At 36.7% G+C, this 21,588-nt stretch carries 22 protein-coding genes; 16 read left to right on the top strand and 6 right to left on the bottom strand.

Translation table 11 applies throughout. The features are described from left to right. Positions 1 to 25: 25 nt before the first annotated feature. Together OPF91_RS04240 and OPF91_RS04235 are read left to right on the top strand one after the other, a co-directional pair. Positions 26 to 187 carry a YjcZ family sporulation protein gene (locus tag OPF91_RS04240; protein WP_264987440.1) on the top strand — a complete coding sequence of 54 codons (162 nt, stop codon included), beginning with the start codon at positions 26 to 28 and terminating at the stop codon, positions 185 to 187. A 144-nt stretch (positions 188 to 331) separates the two neighbouring features. Beyond that, on the top strand, positions 332 to 580 hold the full coding sequence (locus OPF91_RS04235; protein ID WP_264987439.1) for a stage VI sporulation protein F: 249 nt from the start codon (positions 332 to 334) through the stop codon (positions 578 to 580). Between the two features lie 453 nt (positions 581 to 1,033). On the opposite strand, the gene OPF91_RS04230 is transcribed toward OPF91_RS04235, so the two are convergent. From OPF91_RS04230 to OPF91_RS04220, 3 genes are all read right to left on the bottom strand, one after another. Continuing rightward, positions 1,034 to 1,462 carry a GNAT family N-acetyltransferase gene (locus OPF91_RS04230; protein WP_264987438.1) on the bottom strand — a complete coding sequence of 143 codons (429 nt, stop codon included), beginning with the start codon at positions 1,460 to 1,462 and terminating at the stop codon, positions 1,034 to 1,036. Between the two features lie 3 nt (positions 1,463 to 1,465). Next, a complete protein-coding gene (locus OPF91_RS04225) occupies positions 1,466 to 1,981 on the bottom strand; it encodes a YjcG family protein (protein ID WP_264987437.1) in 516 nt (171 codons plus the stop codon). A gap of 83 nt (positions 1,982 to 2,064) precedes the next feature. Next, positions 2,065 to 2,784, bottom strand: a complete 720-nt coding sequence (locus OPF91_RS04220; RefSeq protein ID WP_264987436.1) for an alpha/beta hydrolase — start codon at positions 2,782 to 2,784, stop codon at positions 2,065 to 2,067. 114 nt (positions 2,785 to 2,898) lie between these two features. Here OPF91_RS04220 and OPF91_RS04215 point away from each other — a divergent pair, with 114 nt between their 5' ends. Together OPF91_RS04215 and OPF91_RS04210 are read left to right on the top strand one after the other, a co-directional pair. Further along, positions 2,899 to 3,477, top strand: coding sequence for a phosphatidylglycerophosphatase A family protein (locus tag OPF91_RS04215; protein WP_264987435.1), 579 nt, complete (start codon positions 2,899 to 2,901; stop codon positions 3,475 to 3,477). A 786-nt stretch (positions 3,478 to 4,263) separates the two neighbouring features. After that, on the top strand, positions 4,264 to 4,581 hold the full coding sequence (locus tag OPF91_RS04210; RefSeq protein WP_264987434.1) for a hypothetical protein: 318 nt from the start codon (positions 4,264 to 4,266) through the stop codon (positions 4,579 to 4,581). 131 nt (positions 4,582 to 4,712) lie between these two features. On the opposite strand, the gene OPF91_RS04205 is transcribed toward OPF91_RS04210, so the two are convergent. Genes OPF91_RS04205 through OPF91_RS04195 form a run of 3 tightly spaced genes read right to left on the bottom strand, consistent with a single transcriptional unit; the run spans position 4,713 to position 9,458 of the window. Beyond that, the gene (locus OPF91_RS04205) at positions 4,713 to 6,497 is read right to left on the bottom strand and encodes an ABC transporter substrate-binding protein (protein WP_264987433.1); all 1,785 of its coding nucleotides are present in this window, start codon (positions 6,495 to 6,497) and stop codon (positions 4,713 to 4,715) included. Positions 6,498 to 6,515: 18 nt separating this feature from the next. Beyond that, complete coding sequence (locus tag OPF91_RS04200; protein WP_264987432.1) at positions 6,516 to 8,012, bottom strand: ABC transporter permease; 1,497 nt, start codon at positions 8,010 to 8,012, stop codon at positions 6,516 to 6,518. Positions 8,013 to 8,027: 15 nt separating this feature from the next. Then, on the bottom strand, positions 8,028 to 9,458 hold the full coding sequence (locus OPF91_RS04195; RefSeq protein ID WP_264987431.1) for an ABC transporter permease: 1,431 nt from the start codon (positions 9,456 to 9,458) through the stop codon (positions 8,028 to 8,030). Between the two features lie 135 nt (positions 9,459 to 9,593). Here OPF91_RS04195 and OPF91_RS04190 point away from each other — a divergent pair, with 135 nt between their 5' ends. The 12 genes from OPF91_RS04190 to OPF91_RS04135 all read left to right on the top strand — a co-directional run bounded on the left by OPF91_RS04190 (position 9,594) and on the right by OPF91_RS04135 (position 21,536). Continuing rightward, positions 9,594 to 11,324, top strand: a complete 1,731-nt coding sequence (locus OPF91_RS04190; protein WP_264987430.1) for an ABC transporter ATP-binding protein — start codon at positions 9,594 to 9,596, stop codon at positions 11,322 to 11,324. An 80-nt stretch (positions 11,325 to 11,404) separates the two neighbouring features. Then, on the top strand, positions 11,405 to 12,076 hold the full coding sequence (locus OPF91_RS04185; protein ID WP_264987429.1) for a thermonuclease family protein: 672 nt from the start codon (positions 11,405 to 11,407) through the stop codon (positions 12,074 to 12,076). A 121-nt stretch (positions 12,077 to 12,197) separates the two neighbouring features. Next, entirely contained in the window at positions 12,198 to 12,770 is a 573-nt protein-coding gene (locus OPF91_RS04180) for a manganese efflux pump MntP (protein WP_264987428.1), read from the top strand. Positions 12,771 to 12,948: 178 nt separating this feature from the next. After that, on the top strand, positions 12,949 to 13,542 hold the full coding sequence (gene isdC / locus OPF91_RS04175; RefSeq protein WP_264987427.1) for a heme uptake protein IsdC: 594 nt from the start codon (positions 12,949 to 12,951) through the stop codon (positions 13,540 to 13,542). Positions 13,543 to 13,548: 6 nt separating this feature from the next. Further along, positions 13,549 to 14,997, top strand: a complete 1,449-nt coding sequence (locus tag OPF91_RS04170) for an NEAT domain-containing protein (RefSeq protein ID WP_264987426.1) — start codon at positions 13,549 to 13,551, stop codon at positions 14,995 to 14,997. Between the two features lie 100 nt (positions 14,998 to 15,097). Further along, complete coding sequence (locus tag OPF91_RS04165; protein WP_264987425.1) at positions 15,098 to 16,258, top strand: NEAT domain-containing protein; 1,161 nt, start codon at positions 15,098 to 15,100, stop codon at positions 16,256 to 16,258. A gap of 11 nt (positions 16,259 to 16,269) precedes the next feature. Continuing rightward, positions 16,270 to 17,157 carry a heme ABC transporter substrate-binding protein IsdE gene (gene isdE, locus OPF91_RS04160; protein ID WP_264987424.1) on the top strand — a complete coding sequence of 296 codons (888 nt, stop codon included), beginning with the start codon at positions 16,270 to 16,272 and terminating at the stop codon, positions 17,155 to 17,157. A gap of 14 nt (positions 17,158 to 17,171) precedes the next feature. Further along, the gene (locus OPF91_RS04155) at positions 17,172 to 18,137 is read left to right on the top strand and encodes a FecCD family ABC transporter permease (RefSeq protein ID WP_264987423.1); all 966 of its coding nucleotides are present in this window, start codon (positions 17,172 to 17,174) and stop codon (positions 18,135 to 18,137) included. A 6-nt stretch (positions 18,138 to 18,143) separates the two neighbouring features. Further along, complete coding sequence (locus tag OPF91_RS04150; RefSeq protein ID WP_264987422.1) at positions 18,144 to 18,914, top strand: ABC transporter ATP-binding protein; 771 nt, start codon at positions 18,144 to 18,146, stop codon at positions 18,912 to 18,914. Positions 18,915 to 18,926: 12 nt separating this feature from the next. Continuing rightward, positions 18,927 to 19,682: a class B sortase gene (gene srtB / locus OPF91_RS04145; RefSeq protein ID WP_264987421.1), complete on the top strand. Its 756-nt coding sequence runs from the start codon at positions 18,927 to 18,929 to the stop codon at positions 19,680 to 19,682. 254 nt (positions 19,683 to 19,936) lie between these two features. Next, positions 19,937 to 20,464, top strand: coding sequence for a YceI family protein (locus OPF91_RS04140; protein WP_264987420.1), 528 nt, complete (start codon positions 19,937 to 19,939; stop codon positions 20,462 to 20,464). Positions 20,465 to 20,603: 139 nt separating this feature from the next. Beyond that, a complete protein-coding gene (locus OPF91_RS04135) occupies positions 20,604 to 21,536 on the top strand; it encodes an NAD-dependent epimerase/dehydratase family protein (RefSeq protein ID WP_264987419.1) in 933 nt (310 codons plus the stop codon). Positions 21,537 to 21,588 lie beyond the last annotated feature (52 nt).

Here is a 21,588-nt window from a genome sequence, read left to right as displayed (position 1 = left end):
GGTTGTAGAAGGGAGGGGTATATTTATGGGATATCAAGGCTGGTGTGCACAACCATATGGCAATAACGTTGGTAACTGGAACAATAGCTATTGTGGAGACAATAACTATGGTGGGAACGGTTCAACATTTGTCCTAATTGTTGTCCTATTCATTCTTCTGATTATTGTTGGCGCTACTTACATTTGATGTTTAAAGGGCTTTAGCCATAATAGATAGCTAAAGCCTTCTTTTATGGATTGAACCTTCAATCAGTAGGAGTTTTTCTTATGTTAGTTTCACCAATCAAGTTCTTACAGCCTGTTAATACGGGATAAAGTGAGGAGGGGAACCATGCATCGCTCATTTTTTAATTCCATTGAGAAAAAAACCGGGGTATCAATGGAAGAAATTTTTGCTTTAGCCAATGCGATTCAACATGCGGATTTTACAAATGAGAGACAGGTACGGAAAATTGTCCGTCGTGTTAGTAAAGTATCCAATCGTCAAATTACACAGGAGCTTGAAGATAAGTTAGTACAATCTATTATTCAAGACGGTGCTTCACTTGATATTGATAAAATTACACGTATGATGAAATAAAAAATAGGGATATCAAAAAGGCGTAGTGATGTGCTTTTTGGTATCCTATTTAATGTAAAGATATATCGATAGACTAAAAATAACAAGTAACCAATTATACAGCCTAGTTGATTTAGTAGTATGTTATCTACATCAAAACTACCTAAGAAAGACACTATAGCGTTTCTATACTCATGATTAACACTAGACAACACATCATTATTTTTACAATATGCCTTTGGGAAGGAAACGCCATAGGTATAAAAGGAATGAGGTTTCCCAAGATATTTTTAAAAGGCACAGCAGAATCCATATTATTTACATAAGTGTGAATGGTTCGAAGAGGAACTAAATTGACAGTTCCACCCCTTTCTTTGTAGCTTTCAAAGGTACGAAGAATAAAAAAGTATATGTTTATGACAAAACAGGGCTGTAAGGTGAATGTTACACTTCCTTACAGCCCTGCTTACTTATTTAAATATTTTTTTCCATAGCACGATGTGGAATATCAGCATCCATAAATTCTGGTGATGTGACAACGTAGCCTAATTTTTCATAGAAAGGAATCGCATAGCTTTGTGCATGCAGCTTTAATTTTTTCATCTGCGTGGAAGCTGCATATTTTTCAACTTCGCCCATAAGCAATACGCCAAGATGTTTGCCACGTAGCTCTTGTAAAATACATACACGCTCAATTTTACCTACAGTGTCTTCAATTGTTCGTAGTCGTGCAGCACCTACAGGCTCATTCCCATCATAAATAATAAAATGCGTAGCCGTTGCATCTTCCTCATCATATTCTAAATGTAAAGGCACACCTTGTTCCTCTACGAATACTTTGCGACGAAGGGCAAACGCATCATCGTGCTCTTGTTGTGTTTCAACTAATTTCACTTTATACAACCATTACTCAGCTCCAGTCAAACGGAATGTTTCAAATGTTGTCCATGAGCCATCTTCTAATTGATAAAGAAGGTGAATACGATCAATAACATCTTTTTCATCGACACCTGCCATACGCAATTGTCCATAGACATCATCATGCTCTGAATCAGACATTTTTTGTGCAATTGTAATATGTGGGACAAAGACGTGTTTTGCCTCACCAAACGAAATTTTTTCCTCTAATGCTTGGTGCAATGTTGTTAATTGTTCAGTTGGTTCTACACGGAAATAAATTGCATTTGTTGTAGGGTAAAATGAACTGATACGTGATGCATGAATTTGTAAAGGGGCAACATTACGTGCTAGCTCATCTAATTGCTTGATAACAGATTGAATTTCTTCCTCAGATGCATCAAAGCTATCCTTTAATGTCATATGTGGCGTGATTTGTGCAAAATGTGGGTCATAACGCTTGCGATATGTGTTCGCTAAATCTTGCAATTTTTTTGATGGAAATGCTACAATACCATACTTCATAATCCATTACCTCCCGAAAATAAACAATTTTTCTCATTCAGTATAACAGAAATTTCACGTTTCGTAATTGAATCCCTCCATAATTAATTGAAATTTTCAATTAATGCACGGCGTAAATCAGGTTTCCAATGTTTCCATGTATGATCGCCATCGAATTCATCATAGAATGTAGGGATGCTTTTGCTGACAAGTAATTGATGTAATTGTCGATTAGGTGTTAAGAAATCTTTAATTTGTTTATCTGTTGTTGTGACAGCTGTTTCACCTTTGCCAATAATATGATAAACAGAAATGGCACTTGTATGTTGGAATTGCTCAACAGCTTGTATAACATCTTCATCCACATACGGAGACTGTAAAATGGCTTTTCCGAAAATGCTTGGATATTTTAGTGCTGCCATTAAGGAAGCTGTAGCCGCCATCGAATCACCAATAACAGCACGGCTCATACCCATTTGATAGGTTGCGTATTCAGCATCTAAATAGGGTACAAGCTCATGGGCAAGGAAGCGAAGGTATGCTTCATGTTGCTCCCCACTTGGAATATATTTACGACGACGATCATCGATATTTTTGTAGGGGACAAAGGCGATAATGACGTTTTCGATTTCATAGTTATCAATCAATTCATCCGCTAATCTTGTCACCCCACCAAGTTGAAAGTAATCCTTCCCATCAGAGGCGATTAAAATATTGTATTTATATAAAGGGGAATAGTTGGCAGGCACATAAATATACAGCTGTAATTCCTCCTGTAATGCTTCACTATAAAATGCTACATCTTGCACAGATCCTTTATCCAATGATGACACTCCTTTTGATTGTTTGTAACGAAATTGTACCATATTTCAAAAGTAGCGGTATAATAGGTTTGACTAGTAATAGGCTAGTGAAAAATTGAGAGATGAGGTTTTCCTATGCATGATAAAAGTGTTCGTATCCATTCAGATGTAGTAGCACAGGCTGCACGTGACGCATTGATTCGTCGTGGTGTCACAATTCAAGACATTGCTGAAATCGTTTATGAGATGCAACTAGTGTACAATGATGGTTTGACATTGGAACATTGTGTTAATTCGGTTGAACGGGTATTACGCAAGCGTGAAGTACAGCATGCACTGTTAGTAGGTGTAGAGTTAGATGAGCTAGCAGAGAAAAAATTATTATCATCACCATTACAGCAAATTGTGGAATCTGATGAAGGTTTATTTGGCGTGGATGAGACAATTGCATTAGGCTCCGTCTTTACATATGGGAGCATTGCTGTAACGACTTTTGGACATTTAGATAAACAAAAAATAGGTATTATTAAAAAATTAGATACAGAGCCAGGGCAGCGTGTGAATACATTTTTAGATGATTTAGTATGTAGCATTGCGGCATCTGCGGCATCTCGTATTGCTCATAGTATGCGTGATTTAGAAGAAGATGGTGGCACATTTGCAGATATAGAGCCACAACAACTCGGGCCAAAACCGAAAAATAACGAGCTTTAATGAGAGGAGAAAGGGCGTTTGTAGACAATCGACACGACTTTGTAAGTATTCGACAAAATTACGTAGAGATTCGACAAAACTTTGTAGACAATCGACAAATGTTTTCTGTGCGAAAGCGTGGGGGCAGCAAAATAACGTGGATAAACTGTTGAAAGACCTCTTTCTGTTATTGAAGTAACTCTTAAAAATTAGACAGCTTGAATAAAATGAGTTCGGTGTAGCACCTAGCCTACCGAACTCATTTTTTATTTTGCCTTTATATGTTTTATGCTGTAATACGTTATATTTTTTAGGTTCCAATGTAAACAGCTTACACTTTCAAATTCCGTCAAGTAGCAGATCATAATACTAAAGAAATGTTCCACCACAGAATGGTCCTAGCAGCTATCTTTACGTGACACACTTTGCACAATATCTCTAGCTTTAAACGTTAATTAACCATCTAGTTCAAATTTACACATCGATTGATACACGTATCCATCTTTCTGCCTTTAGTCATAGCTGGGCGCATTCCCTTATCAGAATCTCATAATTCACTATATTTAATGATAAATAACCCGATAAGTAATTTTGAACAGCTGCAACTTTCTTTCTGTAGAGTAAAAATGCTACTTGGCTACTCATTCAACACATACATATATTGAGCTATTTACAATAAAAATAAATAATTATTTACATAAAAGGATTTATATGTAATAATAGATTTGTGAGAATTTTTGGCCATTATTCATCACCTAACAAATATAGCATTATTTACAAAAAATATCGATGTATGGAGGAGAAATTATGAATAAATTTAAAATGATAAGTTTAAGTCTAGTAGCCGTAATATCTGTCGGTGTATCAGCAAATGTTTCAAGTGTGCAAGCTGCTGAAAATTTAACACCTGAAGTCTCTGTAGCATCAGATACATTTTGGTATTACACTACAGTTGCATACACGACTACTCAATCTATGTGGGTAAGTGTAGCTCATAATGGTAAAATGTACTCAGGCTATATTTACAATCGTGGTTTTGCTCCAGGAAATACGGGGGAATCTTTCTTCTCTGGCACTCTTAGAGTAGGTCCCTATGCACCAAGTGCTATGATTGGGCAAGAATAATTGTAAAATGATAATTTAATTTTCCAGTAATATATACTGTGTAAAGCACAATCATGGAAAATTATTATGTTTATAAATAACATTCAGTAACAACAAAAAAGCCTCCGCACGATGCGAGGCTTTTTTGTGTGTTATTTTTGATAAGCGCTTAATAATTCTTTTACTTTAGCGCTATCTGCTTCTAATTTTAATCCTGTATTGACTAATGGTGAAACAGGAGAGACAGCAGGCTTTTTATTGCCTTGGTAGTAGCTGATAAATTCATCTTGATTAATGGAGTATAGGATAGCTTTACGTAAATCAACTGAATCTGATACTGCACGACCAGATGTATTCATTTGTAAATAGGTTACGGCATTGCTGTCAGCCGTATTTAATGCCAATTTCGCATCAGATTTCACGATATCTAATTTTGTTTCAGGCACTGCTTGTAGTACATGAATTTCGCCATTACGTAGTGCAGCTAATGCACTGTCATTGTCTGCGATAAAGCGTACATTGACTTTTGCGATTTTTGGTTCAAATTCACTACCTACACGGTAAGCAGGGTTTTTCACAAATTGTGCTTCATAATCATTTTTCTTTACAAGAATGTAAGGGCCACTTGCGTATAATTGATTGTTGTATGATGCACCTTCTGTAATTGTCGCTTGGTCACCATAGGCAACATCTTTATCTGGATTGTAGTTAGCTACATCATATGTGTTAATGCTTGTTACTTGTTTTTCAGATACGATACCGCCAGATTGGTGTGCTAAGTAATTTAATACTTGTGGGAATGGCGTCGGTGTCGTAATTTTTACTACTTGATAAGTACCATTAGCATTGTTTACAGATCCTTTATCAGCTGTTAATTGTGAAACAGCAGTAGGTAAATCTTGAGAAAGTGCATCTAGTATAGATTGATCAGCACCAGCTATTTTTTTGTTTTGTAATTCAGCTAAGTCAGAAACAATTTCAACGTTTTTAATATTTTCATGTAAGCTATATGTGCGATGGTCAGGTACAGAGTTTTTGTCTTTCGCACGGTTTAATGAAAAGACAACATCCTCAGCAGAAACTAATTCACCTGTATCAACAGCAGCACCATTTTTCACAGCAGCGAAATGAATATCATCACGTAAAATAAAGTAATATTCTTGGTTGCCATCAGCAATAGCATGGTTGTAAGAAAGTGAACCATCTGATACGACTTCATCTGTATCTGTTAAATTCACAAGACGAACATATAAATTGGTATTCAATGTATTAATAGAGCCATCATTTCCTTTAATCGGATCAAGAGATGTTAATGAATCAATCGCTTGGTGTAAAACTAAAGGCTCTGTTGCATTTTTCGCTGTATTATTGAACTCAATTGTTTCCCATGCCTGTGCACGTGATTTGGATAAACGCACTGTTTTTGGATTGACAACCTCAGAGTAAATACCTTGATATTTATTAGAAATATAAAGTGGTGCAATATAAGCTTGATCGAATACTAATAATTGTTCTAACTCTTTGTACTTCGCAACGGCTTCAGCACCTGTTAATGTGCTCGCTTCTTCGATTAATTTGTCTAAGTTTGAATCAGATACAATACTGTAATCAGCACCTGTTTTAAATAAGCCACGCACAGCATAGTCAGGGTTCCCTGTTACTGTTGTCCAACCAGATACAGCTACATCGTAATTTCCTGCATCCTTTTGTGCTGAAAATGCACCGTAATCAGGCTGAACATTTAATTTTACATCAAAGCCGTTCTTCACTAATTGGTCACGAACAATATTCATATCTTCTTCAGCAGAGGCCATTCCTAATACTTCAATCGTTGGTTTATCACCGTCTTTACCGCCTTCTTCTACATCTTTTTTCGTTTGTACACAGCCTGCCAATGCTAGCACGGCAGCAAATAATAGTACGAGTAATTTTTTCATCTTCATAAAACCTCCATATTAATTTGATTTTGGATCTAAAGCATCTCGTAAACCGTCTCCGAAGAAATTAAAGGAGAGAACGAGTAGCATAATACATAGACCTGGGAAAATAGCTACATAAGAATGTGTTTCCAGATACGTGCTACCAACTTTTAAAATATTCCCCCATTCAGGAATATGTGGTTCAATACCAAGCCCTAAAAAACTTAGACTACTTGTGGAAATAACAGCACCACCAATTGTCAGTGTTGCTTTCACAATCATCGGCGCAAGTGAATTAGGTACGATATGCTTAAAAATAATTGCTGTATCTGAAGCACCTAAAGCTCTTGCCGACTCTACAAATTCAAAATTTGCAAGTTGCATCACGCTCGCTCGCATTGTACGAGCATAAGTAGGAATCGCTCCTACACTTAAAGCAATAATTAAATTAACAGTATTTGCACCAAAGGCAGCAATAATGGCAATCGCCAATAAAATACCAGGAATCGCATATAAAATATCAAGACTACGCATGATGAGATTATCAGTTGTTTTTCCATAGTAGCCTGATAAAGCACCCAATGTTCCTCCAACAAGGGCAGGAATAATGGTAGAGAAAAAGCCGACAATCAAGGAAATCTGTGCACCAAATACGATACGTGAAAATAAATCACGTCCGAAATTATCTGTACCTAGTGGATATTCTAGTGATGGTGCTTGTAATAAAGCACTATAATTGTTTTCAATCGCAAAATCATATTCAAATGTCCAATTACTTGTGACAGATAATGAGAACATAAAGATAATGAAAAACAATCCGAAAACTGCCATCGTATTACGTAAAATTTTATGCCAAATCGTTTGCCATTTTTCAATAGCAGATGGATTGACTTGTCGAGCCTTTTGTAGAAGGCTATAGCCGAGCAATGTAGCAAATAAATTTCCTGTGACAGTTGCAAGCAATAAAATGATGCTTGGGATGAACATCCATTTTGGTGCATAGGTAGTAGTGACATATTTTGCACATAACACAATCATCACGGCGTAAAAGCATGCGAGAATAAGGAATATGCCCATCGCTAGTAAAAATAAATTGGTTACATACGGTTTAAATAAATTGAAAGCCCCAATACCGAAAATAAAAATTTGTGTGATAAAAGCGTAAACCGCAAATGTATACTCCGCTGTTTTTTTATTCGACAAGATGACAAATGCAAAGGATGTTGCAAAAATATTGCCTGATAATAGCGTGAGTAGTAGTGGATAACCAAATCGTCGTGTGCCTGCTTGAATTTCACTAAATTTCGTTAAATCACGTTTAATGCGTAAATTTAGCCAACCGATATAGAGTGTTGTAAGTGCATAGATGGCAAAAAAGAGTAACACAATTGGTCGCCAGCTATGGGTTGTATAGTTATAACTATAAGCTAAAAAAAGCAATGAAAACAGGAGAGAAAACGCAAATGTAAAATGTGAATTGACATATTCCTGTGTAATTTTTAAAAGCAACTTAACATGTATAAATTTTTTCAACACGAATTCCCTCCTTTAAGACTTCCTCATTTTCGAGCGAATGCGTGGATCGAAGAAGGCGTACAAAATATCAATAACTAAATTTACGATAGAAATCGTGATGGCTACATAGACAACACCACCAAGAATCGCAGGAATATCGGGAATAAACTGTTTATCCACAATATAGCTACCAATACCACTAATATTGAATACTTTCTCCGTGACAGCTGAACCACCTAACATGCCACCAAATAATAGTCCAATTACTGTAATAATAGGAATCATAGCATTACGGATCGCATGCCTTGAAATAATCGTAAATTCATTCAAACCTTTTGCCTTCGCTGTAATGATGTAGTCTTCATGTATGACTTCAAGCATACTAGACCTTGTCATACGAGCAACCGAAGCGGTGATAGATGTACCAAGCACAACAATTGGCATAATAAGCGATAGCCAGTTACTAGGGTTGTAAGTAGCAGGGAACCATTGTAATTTCAGCGCAAATGTCAAAATGAATAATAGTCCTTGCCAAAAGCTTGGGATGGACAAGCCGATTAATGCTAAAAACATAAATAGATAATCAACATATGAATTAGGACGAACGGCTGAAATAATACCAACTGGAATGGCAATTGCCACAGCCATCAATAAAGATAAGATCGCAATTTCTAATGTAACAGGAAACTTATTAGCGATACTTTGTGTGATGTCCTCTTTCCCTGCAAAGGATGTACCTAAATCGAATGTAAATAAGCTTGTTAATGTATGCCATAGCTGTGTTAAGTACGATTGGTCTAAGCCATGTAACCGATTAAAGTTTGTAATTTGCTCAGGTGTTGCTTCTACACCAAGAATGTTACGAGCTGGATCAAATGGTGATATGTACAAAATGGTAAACACTAATGTGGCAACACCAATAATCACAATTAAACTTTGCAGTAATCTTTCTACAATGAATTGTAAAAAAGGATTGGCGAGCACTAATAAAGCGACATAAAAGAAAAGTGCTGGTAGAAACGTTACGGCAATAAATTTTGTATTTTTTAATTGCTGATTAAAAAATTGCCAGTAATTAAGATGCTCTAAGCCTTCTTTGGCTAAATCCTGTTCAACAAGTCGAGTAAGTTTAGCATCGGCAAGTGCTGTTGCTGTTTCTTGTAGCTGTGAATTTTGCACATTGTCATGAAAAAATGACGCTTTTGCTTGTTCTTGAGCCATAAATGCTTTTAGCCACTTATCATATAACCCTTGCTCTTTATACGTCAAACATCGTTGTTCAAAATTTTGCTGATAATGATTTGAATTTTTTGTTTTCTTATAGAAAAAGTAGGAAAAAGGATGAACTAAAATGCTTAACAGAAAGAGTAACGCTTTGTAATAACGATTGTGCATCAACTTTTGAAACGTTCTATAAAAGAATACATGCTCAGTAGCGTTCACATTATTTTTTATTGTAACCATGTATTGCCTCCAAACCTTGATAAATCAGAATTGATGAAATATTCGGTAATATATTGTACAATTCCTATTGGTATTGTATAGTATGAATTATAGTTTTCGTGAAGTCAACAATAAATTTTAAAAAGGATGAATAGCATGAGTGAAAAATTGTTAGAAGTCAATGATTTACGTGTTTCTTTCCTAACTGGAGAGACAGAATTTGAAGCGGTGAAAGGCGTTAGCTTTCATATAAATAAAGGTGAAACACTTGGAATTGTTGGGGAATCAGGCAGTGGGAAAAGTGTTACCGCACGTTCCATCATGCGATTACTTCCTTCACCACCATCATTTTTGAAATCAGGAACGATTGTATTTAATCAGCAAGAGCTAACGACTATTAATGATAAGCAGATGGAGGCAATTCGAGGGAAGGATATTAGTATGATTTTTCAAGATCCGATGACCTCTACTAACCCAACAATCCGTATAGGTGAACAAGTAAGCGAGAGTTTAATTAAACATCAAAAAATTTCTAAAGCAGAGGCATATAAGCAAACGATTGCTTTATTAGAACAAGTAGGTATTCGAAATGCAGAGGAACGATATAAACAATATCCACATGAATTTTCAGGAGGGATGCGTCAACGGGTTATGATTGCTATGGCACTTGCCTGCAATCCATCGTTATTAATAGCAGATGAGCCCACAACAGCATTAGATGTAACAATCCAAGCACAAATCTTAAAGTTAATGAAGAGCATGCAACAAAAGATGGGCACTTCCATTATTTTGATTACACATGACTTAGGGGTAGTAGCAGGTATGTGTGATCGTCTTATTGTGATGAAGGAAGGCGAAATTGTTGAACAAGGAACGACAGAGGAAATTTTTACGAATGCACAACATCCATATACAAAAAAATTACTTAATGCGCTACCAAAGCTACATGAGAAAAAGCAGCCAAAGCCAGCAATTCATGTGCAGCAAGGTATTGATGCAAGTAAGCCATTAATTGAAGTAACGAACCTTTCAAAGGATTTTGCTTTAGGGAATGGTCAAATTGTGAAAGCTGTCAATGATTTATCGTTTCATATATACCCTGGTGAGACATTAGGTTTAGTAGGGGAGTCTGGATCTGGAAAATCGACAACAGGTCGAACGATTCTACAGCTCCACCAACCAACAAATGGAGAAGTATTATATCAAGGTGTGCCTGTCACACGATTATCGAAAAAGCAGTTAAAAGCAATGCGTCGTCATATGCAAATTATTTTCCAAGATCCGTATTCTTCTTTAAATCCACGCAAAAAAATAGTGGATATTATTGGCGAGGCTTTAGATATTCACCAATTGGCCAAAACGAGAGACGAGCGTCAGCAACGTGTAGAAGAATTATTAGAGCTTGTTGGTTTACAAAAGGAACATGCGATGCGTTACCCACATGAATTTTCTGGTGGACAACGTCAGCGTATTGGCATTGCGAGAGCTTTAGCTGTAGAGCCAAATTTTATCGTTTGTGATGAACCATTGTCAGCACTAGATGTATCCATTCAAAAGCAAATTGTGGAACTATTAAAAGATTTACAGCAAAGACTAGGCTTAACCTATTTATTTATTGCCCATGATTTATCGATGGTGAAACATATTAGTGACCGGGTAGCAGTCATGTATGGAGGGAAAATCGTGGAGCTTGCGGAAAGTGAGGAGCTCTATACAAACCCACAGCATCCCTATACACAGGCATTACTGCGTTCCATCCCGATTCCAGACCCAGTGATTGAAAAACAAAAGTACGCACAAGCTGTAAATGAAGAGACACAACAACGATATGATGTGGAAAATAGTCAGCTCATAGAAGTATCACCAAATCATTGGGTAGCTGTATAGCTTGAATGTCCTAGCTGAATATTTTAAAATAAGGGCTATGCGAAGCGAACGCTAGATAATAAGCTGTGAGGGATAATCCAATGAAAATGCAAGATGTGAAAACATTAATTACAAGTGGTACGATTATTATTGCCGTTGCGTTGTATATGATTTTTAGTGGTCCATCCGAAAAGGAGAAGGATGACACAACGACTGATAATAGTCAACAGCTAGAAAATGTTTCTTCTACTACAGATGAAACAACTGCTACGCAACAGCCTACTATTTCAATGAAGCAAGTAGAAGAAAAAACAGGGAATCAACATTTTCCTGTAGCCTATTTAAAAAATTATGATGGTGATACATTACAAGTAAATGTCAATGGAGAGAAACGTAAAATTCGTTTACTGATGATTGATACACCAGAGATGAATTATAATAAAGGCGAAGCACAGCCCTATGCACAGGAAGCAAAGGATTTCACGGATAAGCTTTTAAAAAATGCGACAACTATAGAGGCTGTCTATGATGTGGGACCAGAGACAGATAATTATGAGCGATTATTAGCTTATGTTTTTGTAGATGGTAAACTATTGCAAGAATCCTTGCTAGAAGAAGGTTTTGCGGCTGTTCGTTTTATTCACAAACCAAATAATACATTTGAGCAGGAATTGAGAGATATTCAGGAAAAAGCTGAAACAGCAAAACTTAATATTTGGTCACATGAAAACTATCTTCAAAAGGATGGTTTTCATCCAGAAGTGATGCAATAACAAAAAACCATTTACTGTAAAAAGGTAAATGGTTTTTTATATGCAAGAATCATGCTTAACACAAAGTAGGAGAGGGGCATAGGATAGGGAGTAAAAGCTTGGAGCGTAGAGGAGGTTTATTATGTATTGGCTCACGATTCTTTTTGTCGGTTTGGCAGCTAATTTGGATAATTTAGGTGTGAGTCTTGCTTATGGAATGAAACGAATTAAAATTCCAATAGGCTTAAACATTGTCATAGCTAGTATTGCAATGGTGGTTACTTATCTAGCCATTTGTATAGGAAGTGTCATGCAAGGGTTCATGTCAAATACTGTAGCAAACATTATCGGGAGTGGCTTATTAGTCATTATTGGTATTTGGACATTGGCAACAAATCACTTCTCCAAAAAATGCAAGATTGACGGAGAAAAATGGGGATATCGTTCAGATGATATCAGGATATCTTTAAAGGAAGCAATTTGGCTTGGATTAATCCTTTCAGCAAATGGTGCAGGGAGTGGGATTGCTATAGGAGTAAATGCTATTCCTGCCATTTGGGCTGTCACATTTATTGGTATTTTTTCATTTCTAACTGTAGGAATGGGTAGTCATTGTGGCACATTATTAGCAAAGTCCTTTATTGGCAGACATTCTACCAGTTTAGCAGGCTGGCTATTGATTGTTATTGGCATTTTAGAGCTCTTTATTCAATAGAGTTGACTCGTAAATGAGCGAAATTTTGACATATTGAAGACGATTTTCATTTAGCGGTTGACATAGGCTGGTATCAACTAGTATTCTTGGAAATAGAAAATGTAATTGAGAATTGTTTTCGTTTGAATGAAATGATTGTCAATTATAGTACCCTCATTTCTTAAGGAGGAGAGATCCTGTGAAAAAAATAATAACGCTGATGCTATTGATAAGTGTGTTTTTCTTGACTATCGCATTACCACAAGCATCTGCGCAATTAGCGGATGGCTCACATTCCATCCAGTATCAAGTGAATAAACCTGATAGTAATTCGGCATCTATTGCCAATGATTATTTTGTCAAACCTGCTAAAGTAACGGTTACAAATGGAGTGGCTACTGTGCAAATTACATTAAAAAATAGTACATGGATTACAAAATTTCAACCACTAGGTGGGGCAACTGTTGTCAATGAAGATAAGGTAGCGGATACAAGAACAGTACAGTTTACAGTAAAAGATTTGTCAAAACCAATTGTCACAGCGATGAAAATTGATATTGATGATATCAACTACCACCATGAATATAGTGTGGCATTAGTATTTAATGGAGCTGCTTCTACTGGAGGCGCGGCAAAAACGGATGGAGCAAAAGCATCCACACCAGCAGGAACAGAAAGTCAAGTGCCTAATCCACAAACAGGCGACGCCACGCCATATGTAGCGATTGCAGCATTAGTAGGATCAGCATTTTTACTTTATAGAAAAAAACAACAAACAAAAATGGAGGCTTAATCAATAATGGCTAAAAAACGTCAATCACGTGCAACAAAAATGGTACTAGCATCATTGCTAGCTGCATCTCTAGCAGTTCCAACTTTCGCATCAGCAGCAGAAGTAACAACAAATACAGAGGTAAAAACAGAAGCATCTAAAGTAGAAAAAGCAGATATACCTGTGACAATTCAAATTTTTAAACCAGGCACAACAGAGCCACAACCAGCTATTAGCAGTCATCTTGCACCACAAGCAACAATTGTTGAAAAAGATGGCAAACAAGAAGTACAAATCACAGTTCTTGCAAAATCAGCACCAATGATTGCTGGTTTACAAACAAAACAAGGCGATAAATTTGTCGATGCAACAGAAAAGAAAAATACAGATGGTACAATTACATACAGCTTCCCAGTAGCTAGCAGTAGTACAGTAGTAGCGAAAATCCATGTGGTTGCAGATACACCAAAAGGTAAGCATGATGTATGGTACGACTTTGACCTACAAGCAACAACAAAACCCGCTGAAGAAGTGAAAGAGGAAGTAAAAGAAGATGTAAAAGCAAACGAAGTAGCTGTAACAGTTTACAAAGACGGTACTTCTGAAGAATCAATGATGAAGCAATACATTTCACCAAAAGTAGGTATTGCAACAGTTGATGGGAAAAATGTTGTGACAATGACATTCCCACAAGGTCAATATGTACATGGTTTCACAGTGAATGGCAAAGAAGCAACATTAGTGAAAAAAGACGATGCAACAAATGTACGTGTATACTCATTTGAAGTAGCAGATGTGAAAAAACTTGTTGATGCAACACTTCATATTATTGTAGATGAGCCAAAAGCAGGTGTAAAGTATGATGCAAATCATAAAGTACAATTTAGCTTTGCAGTAGAAGGCACAGCTAAACCAGTCGTTAATCCATTTAAAGATATTAGCGATGATGCAAATAAAGACGCTATTTTAGCGTTATTAGGTAAAGGTATTGTGAAAGGGCAAGACAGCTTCAAGCCATATGACAATATTACACGTTCTCAATTTGCTTTAATGATTGCACGTGCTTTACATTTATCATCTACAACAGATGCTGGCTTTAAAGATACTGTGAAATTAGATGCAGAGCGCCAACAAGCAATCAATGCTTTAGCTGAAGCAAAAATTATTGTGAAAGCAGAAAAATTCAATCCAGATGCTACATTAACACGTCAGCAAGCAGCAGTGATGATTTATCGTGCTGTAACACATGCAGCAGGTAAAGAAATGAGCTTTGGTGATACAAGCCTATCTTACTATGCAGATGGTGCAGCTGTAACAAGTGAAGAAGCACGTAAAGCATTTGCATTACTATACGCAGGTAAAGTAATGACTGGTTCTACTGTAAACGGTAAAACAGTAATTAACGCAGAGAGCCCATTAAAACGCACACAAATGGCAAAAATTCTAAATGGTGCATTACAATACATGAATAAATAATTATATGCAACTTCCTTCCCTATTAAATGGGGAAGGAAGTTCCTGTTGTTTTTAAAGGTAGCGCAGGTGAAGTAGAGAGGTAATAGGAGGATTCTAGGCAATGATACTACATAATAACTTGATACGTGTGACGATATGCAGTGTCGTTCTCTGTCTATTGGTCTCTCCATTTCTATATCTACAAGTGAAGGCAGAAACGGCTATTGTAGGTGATGGTCATTATCAAGTTGAACTAAGTTTTTCTCAAATAGATGGGCAGCAGGAAAATATGTTGCAAGAGTCGGCAACGCTTGATATAAACGATGGACAATATCAATTATCAGTCTGGCTAGTACAACCTGAGCTAGTGCGTGATTTAGCTATCGAACAACTTGGACAAACTACGCCCATTCATATAAATACCATTGAAAATTTAGTTCAATTTGATGTAGCGGATATCGAGCAACCAATAATCATACATGGTCTAAAAGAGAATACGCCATTTTCACAAAGTTTCCAAATAAAGCGATTACCTTCTTCACAGGATACACCAATAGAGGGTTGGGACATGGAGTATACACTATTAATGGATGGTAAAGAGGAGCCATCCATTATGAATAGCTATGTGGAGCCAGTAGCTAAAATAATAGAGAGAAATGGAAGTTATTTTGCCCGAATGACTATTTTACAATCGGCTTGGGTAACAGGATTAATGGTTAATCAACAAGAGCCAACGCTGATTTCACTTGTCAATAATGTGCGTATTGTGGAGTTTCCAATTGCCGATTTAACGAAATCAGTACGTATGTGGGTACAAGTAGATATCCCTGATATAGCCTATCACCATCAATATTTTGTGCATTTTCTATTGAATCAGCAACAAGTAGCGAATCGCTTACAACAACCACAACCTACTGAGCAAGAGGTAGTGGAGCAAAAGCCATCACCGACCAAGGAAATGGGGCAACCTACAATAAAGGCTGTAACCCAAAAAATAAAATCCTCTATCCCAATAGTTAGACAAGAGCTACAAATGGTACAGCCAATAGCATCTACCGTGGAGGAGGAGCAGTTAGCATTTGATCGTACAATAGATGAAACTGCTACAGCACAAGAAAGAGACGAGCAAGAACCTGTAGTTGCACAAGAGGAACAAGTCGAGAAAAAAGTGGAGCGTCCTAAACAAGAAAAAATGCCAATGGATATGATGAAAATTGTGCTACTCGTAGGGCTCTGTGTAGTATCAGGTGGTCTATTGATTTATCGTATGAAAAAGAAATAGGAGTGAGAAAGATGTATAAAAAATTTTCTTTGCTGATGATGGCATTTTTAGCTACTGTCATAATTGCTGGCTGTGGTGAGGGGAAAAAAGAAGAAGGTGCAGTCAAAGCCGTCACAGCGGAAAATGACCAACGTATTATTGCAGGAACAGTTGTTGTGGCAGATATTTTAGATAAATTGGAGCTAGATGCTATTGCTGTGCCTGAGACAGAGAAAAAATTGGCTGCACGCTTTGAAGGTCTTCCGACAATTGGTAATGCGATGGAACCAGATATGGAAATTGTTAAATCATTAAACCCAACAGATGTGCTGTCTGTTTCAACATTGGAATATGATTTACAAGATAAGTTTAAACAATTAAATATTCCTGTGCATTTTCTTGATTTTCAAAGCGTGGATGGGATGTTAACAGAAATACAAGCATTAGGAGAGCGCTATAATCGTAAGGAGCAGGCGGAGAAGCTAGTAGCTGATTTACAAAAAAATATAGATGCTGTACAAACGATTGCAACGCAAAAAGAAGGGCCTCGTGTCTTGATTTTACTCGGTATTCCAGGTAGCTATTTAGTGGCAACGGAAAATTCTTATGCGGGTGATCTTGTGAAGCGTGCAGGTGGTGTCAATGTGATGGCTGGACAAGATGCAGAATATCTTTCTTCTAATACAGAGTACTTGCACAATAGTAATCCTGATATTATTTTACGTTTGGCACATGGTATGCCTGATGAAGTAATCGAAATGTTTGATAAAGAATTTCAAACGAATGATATTTGGAAGCATTTCGATGCTGTGAAAGATGGTAAGGTTTACGATTTAGAGGAAGAACTATTTGGTACAACAGCCTCTTTACAAGTCCCACAAGCTTTAGGACAGTTAGTGGAAATTTTCTATAGACAATGAAAAGGAAGTTCGCTATGACGAAGAAAATTCTTAGTTTTATCATTGTAGGTATATTATTAGTAATAGCGATTATTTATGCAGCAACAACAGGGAGTATTCAAATGGGCTTTTTTGAATTTCTCGGTGCGCTTTTTGAAAAGGGGAATAGTCAAATGGAGGCAATTCGTGATTTACGATTCCCTCGTATTATTGTCGCTTTGTTTGCTGGTGCAGCCTTATCTGTATCAGGTGTCTTGCTACAATCGGTTATGCGTAATCCATTAGCAGATGCTGGGGTTATTGGTATTTCGTCAGGTGCAGCCTTTGTTCAATTGTTTATCATTTTCTTTTTCCCTACATTGTTTTTTATGACACCTATTTTAGCATTCTTAGGTGGCGCTCTTGCTTGTGCCTTAGTATTTATGCTGTCATGGAAATCTGGCTTGAGTCCATTAAAATTAATTTTAGTAGGGATTGCCATCAATGCGATGTTCACAGGGTTAACAGAAGCGTTTATTAGCTTGGGTGGCTCTTTAAATACATCTGCTGCTAGTGTAATTGGCTCGAATTTAACGATGCGTACATGGCAAGATGTATCCATGCTTGTGACATATGGTACAGTTGGTTTAGTAGCCGCTTTTGCTGTGTATCATTGGTGTAATTTATTAGTTTTGCAGGATAAGACGGTCAAAAGTCTTGGCTTTCAAGTAGAGCGAGCACGTTTAATCATTGCGGCCATTGCGGTTTTATTAGCAGCAGTCTCGGTTGTTGTCGCAGGCGTTATTTCCTTTGTCGGTCTGTTAGTACCACATATTGCAAGACGTTTTGTAGGCTACGATCACAAAGTACTTATCCCCTTCACTGCGTTAGCAGGCGCATTATTGATTTTAGTCGCTGACACGATTGGACGCACGATTATGACACCATTGGAAATACCAGCATCAACGATTATGGCGATTATAGGTGGCCCATTCCTTATATTTTTATTACGAAAAGAGTGATAATACATGGAAATAAAAGATATTACGGTGTCACATGATAATACACGTAACCATTTAGATGGCGTATCGACAATGATTCAAAAAGGTAAAGTGACAACGATTATTGGTCCAAATGGCTGTGGAAAATCCACATTGCTTAGTGTGATGTCACGACAAAGACAGCCACATATTGGACGTGTCTCATTAGAAAATAAAGATTTGGTACGCTATAAACCAAAAGAATTTGCTAAAAAGCTAGCCATTGTATATCAACAAAACGATATACCAAAGGATTTAACAATTGAAAAATTGGTGAGCTTTGGTCGTTTACCATATCAATCCATGTTAAAAAGGCGAGATGAGGTAGATGAGCAGGCGATTGATTGGGCATTGACTTGTACAAATCTGCTCGATAAACGTCATGTGGATTTAGAAGCTTTGTCTGGAGGAGAGCGTCAGCGTGTATGGATTGCAATGGCATTAGCACAGCAGTCTGAAATTTTGTGTTTAGATGAGCCGACAACGTATTTAGATATTTATTATCAAATTGAGTTATTAAATTTAGTGAAAACATTGAATGAAGAGCATCAACTCACCATTGTGATGGTGTTACATGATATGAATCAAGCAATTCGCTATAGCGACCATTTAATCGTGATGAAGGATGGGCAAATTGTTGCAGAAGGCGCACCGACTACTGTGATGACAAAGGAAGTCATGAAGGAAGTATATGGCGTGGATGCTGTTTTCAGAGAAGATGAGCAGTTAGGCTTTTTTATGATGCCTGTTGGAATATAGATAGGTGATGGAATGAAAAAATGGACATCTAAAATGGTGACATGGCTCTACCTTGTAATTTTTTTGGTGTCAGCTTATGCACTAGGTAGCTATATATACACCTATTATGAATCCTCGAAAACATTAGATGAGGCACAAACAATCTATGAAACAGCCGTGGCGAAGGTGGAAACAAAAACACCACAAATAGCAAGTATACGTCCACAATTCACTGAGTTATTAGCTGTCAATCCACAAATTGTCGGTTGGGTTTCAGTCGATGGAACAAAACTACACAATCCTATTTTACAAGCAGCAGATAATGATTTTTATTTGAATCGTAATTTTCGAGATGAAAAAAGTCGGGCTGGCAGTGTTTTCATGGATTACCGCAATGATGTAGGCGAACCTGGACGTAATACAATTCTCTATGGACATGCGATGAAAAATGGCACGATGTTTGGTAGCCTTCACCATTATTTGCAGCAGGATTATGCGGACGAGCATCCAATCATCTATTTCGATACATTATTTGAAGGCTATGATGTAGAGGTGTTTGCTGCGTATGAAACGACAATTGATTTCTATTATATTGAAACGGAATTGTCAGATGATACGGCCTTCTTAAACTTTATCAATGCCATTCAAGCTCGTTCTGCTATTGAAATGGATGTTGAGATAGAACCAGAGGATCAAATCATTACATTATCTACGTGTAAAAACGCTATCCTACAAGATGATAATCGTTTTGTTGTGCATGGTAAATTAGTCAAACGATCAAAAAAGTGATGCCTTGAATGGGTATCGCTTTTTATTTTTATAAAATTTTTTATTATTAATTGCTTGACGTTTTTAAGTTATTAATATATAGTAAGTTACATAAAGTAATTAAATGCTTTATGTAAAGAAGATAGTAATAAAAAAAGTAACTATTTATGTTTAACTAATTTATTTTCGGGAAACATATTTTATGTAGTTGCTTCATATTTTATAATATATCTCGAAATTGAGATAAAAACAATGACTAGTTGGAGGAATTTAAAATGGCAAAATGGAACGTAGACGTAGCACACTCATCAATTAACTTTCAAGTAAAACACATGATGGTATCAAAGGTAAAAGGTGCTTTCGATAGCTATTCAGCAGAAATTGAAGCAGCAGATTTAGCAGATTTAACAACAGCAAATATTCAATTTACAATCGACACAGCAAGCATTAATACACGTAATGAAGATCGTGATAATCACTTACGAGCAGCAGATTTCTTTGATGCAGAAGCATATCCAGCAATTAAATTTAACTCAACAAGCATTACAAAAAAATCAGGTGATGAATATACTTTAACAGGTGATTTAACAATTAAAGATGTAACAAAACCAGTAACATTCGAAGTAGAGTTCAATGGTAAAGGTACAAATCCATGGGGCCAAGAAGTGTATGGCTTTGAAGCAGAAACAAAAATTGATCGCGAAGAATTCGGCTTAACATGGAATGCTGCACTAGAAACAGGTGGCGTCCTTGTAGGGAAAGAAATTAAAATATCAGTGGAATTAGAAGTAAACCCTGCATAACTTATTTTTAAAACTGTGTTTGAGTATAAATTTGCTCAAACACAGTTTTTTTCGTACATATATTGTAAAATTATACTAGAGTACATATTTTTCATGAATTTCGCATATACATTATCATATTGTGTTTGGGGGCGATGGAATGAATGTGTTAGTAACAGGTGGCTATGGCTTTATTGGCAGTGCAGTGGCAAGACGTTTTTTTGAGGAAGGCGCTCAAATTTATATTATAGATAATTTAAGCACAGGTCATTTACGAAATATTGATTTTGAACATAAATCATATTTATTGAATGTGGAAGATGAAGTATGTGAGCATTTTTTTAAGGAAGTTGACTTTGATGTGGTTATCCATTGTGCTGCACAAACAAGTGTACAACAGTCTGTGCAAGCACCTGTTAAAGATATTTTGACGAATATTGTAGGGCTTAGTCAGATGCTGTTTTTATCTTCAAAATATAATGTGAAGCATTTTGTCTTTGCCTCATCCGCGGCTGTCTATGGGAATAACATAGCGCCCCCTTTACATGAGGAAAATAATGTGGAGCCGATTTCTATGTATGGGCTCAATAAAAGCATTGGTGAAACATATTGTGAAAAATGGCAGAAAGATTATCAGCTACCAATGCTTATTTACCGATTTTCCAATGTTTTTGGGCCAAGACAAAGTATACAAGGGGAAGCAGCTGTTATTCCAAGCATGTTAAAAAGTAGTATAGAGGGTACACCTTTTACTATTTATGGTGATGGTGAGCAGACGCGTGATTTTATTTATGTTGACGATATTGCAGATGCCATTTATGAGGGTGTTCAAGCTGGCTTGCAAGGAACGTATAATGTTTCCACAAATGAGGCATGGTCGATCCATCAAATTATTTTATTATTACAACATTATAATCATCCATTAGAAATTCAATATGTAGCTGCAAGAGAAGGCGATATTCAGCACTCATCTTTAAATAATGAGAAAATAGCAAATGCATTAGGGTGGCAACCGAAATTTTCCTTTGTGGATGGTATTGAGCGGACATTGCAGGTGCTAGCGAATGAAGAAATAGGACTTAAAGTTTTATAAATATTAACAATGGCTTGAAGCTTTGATACTATATCAGAGTTTCGAGCCTTAT

Source organism: Lysinibacillus piscis (genome assembly GCF_026012395.1).
In the GTDB taxonomy this organism is placed as follows: domain Bacteria; phylum Bacillota; class Bacilli; order Bacillales_A; family Planococcaceae; genus Lysinibacillus; species Lysinibacillus piscis.
This window is presented reverse-complemented; position numbering and strand designations above follow the sequence as displayed.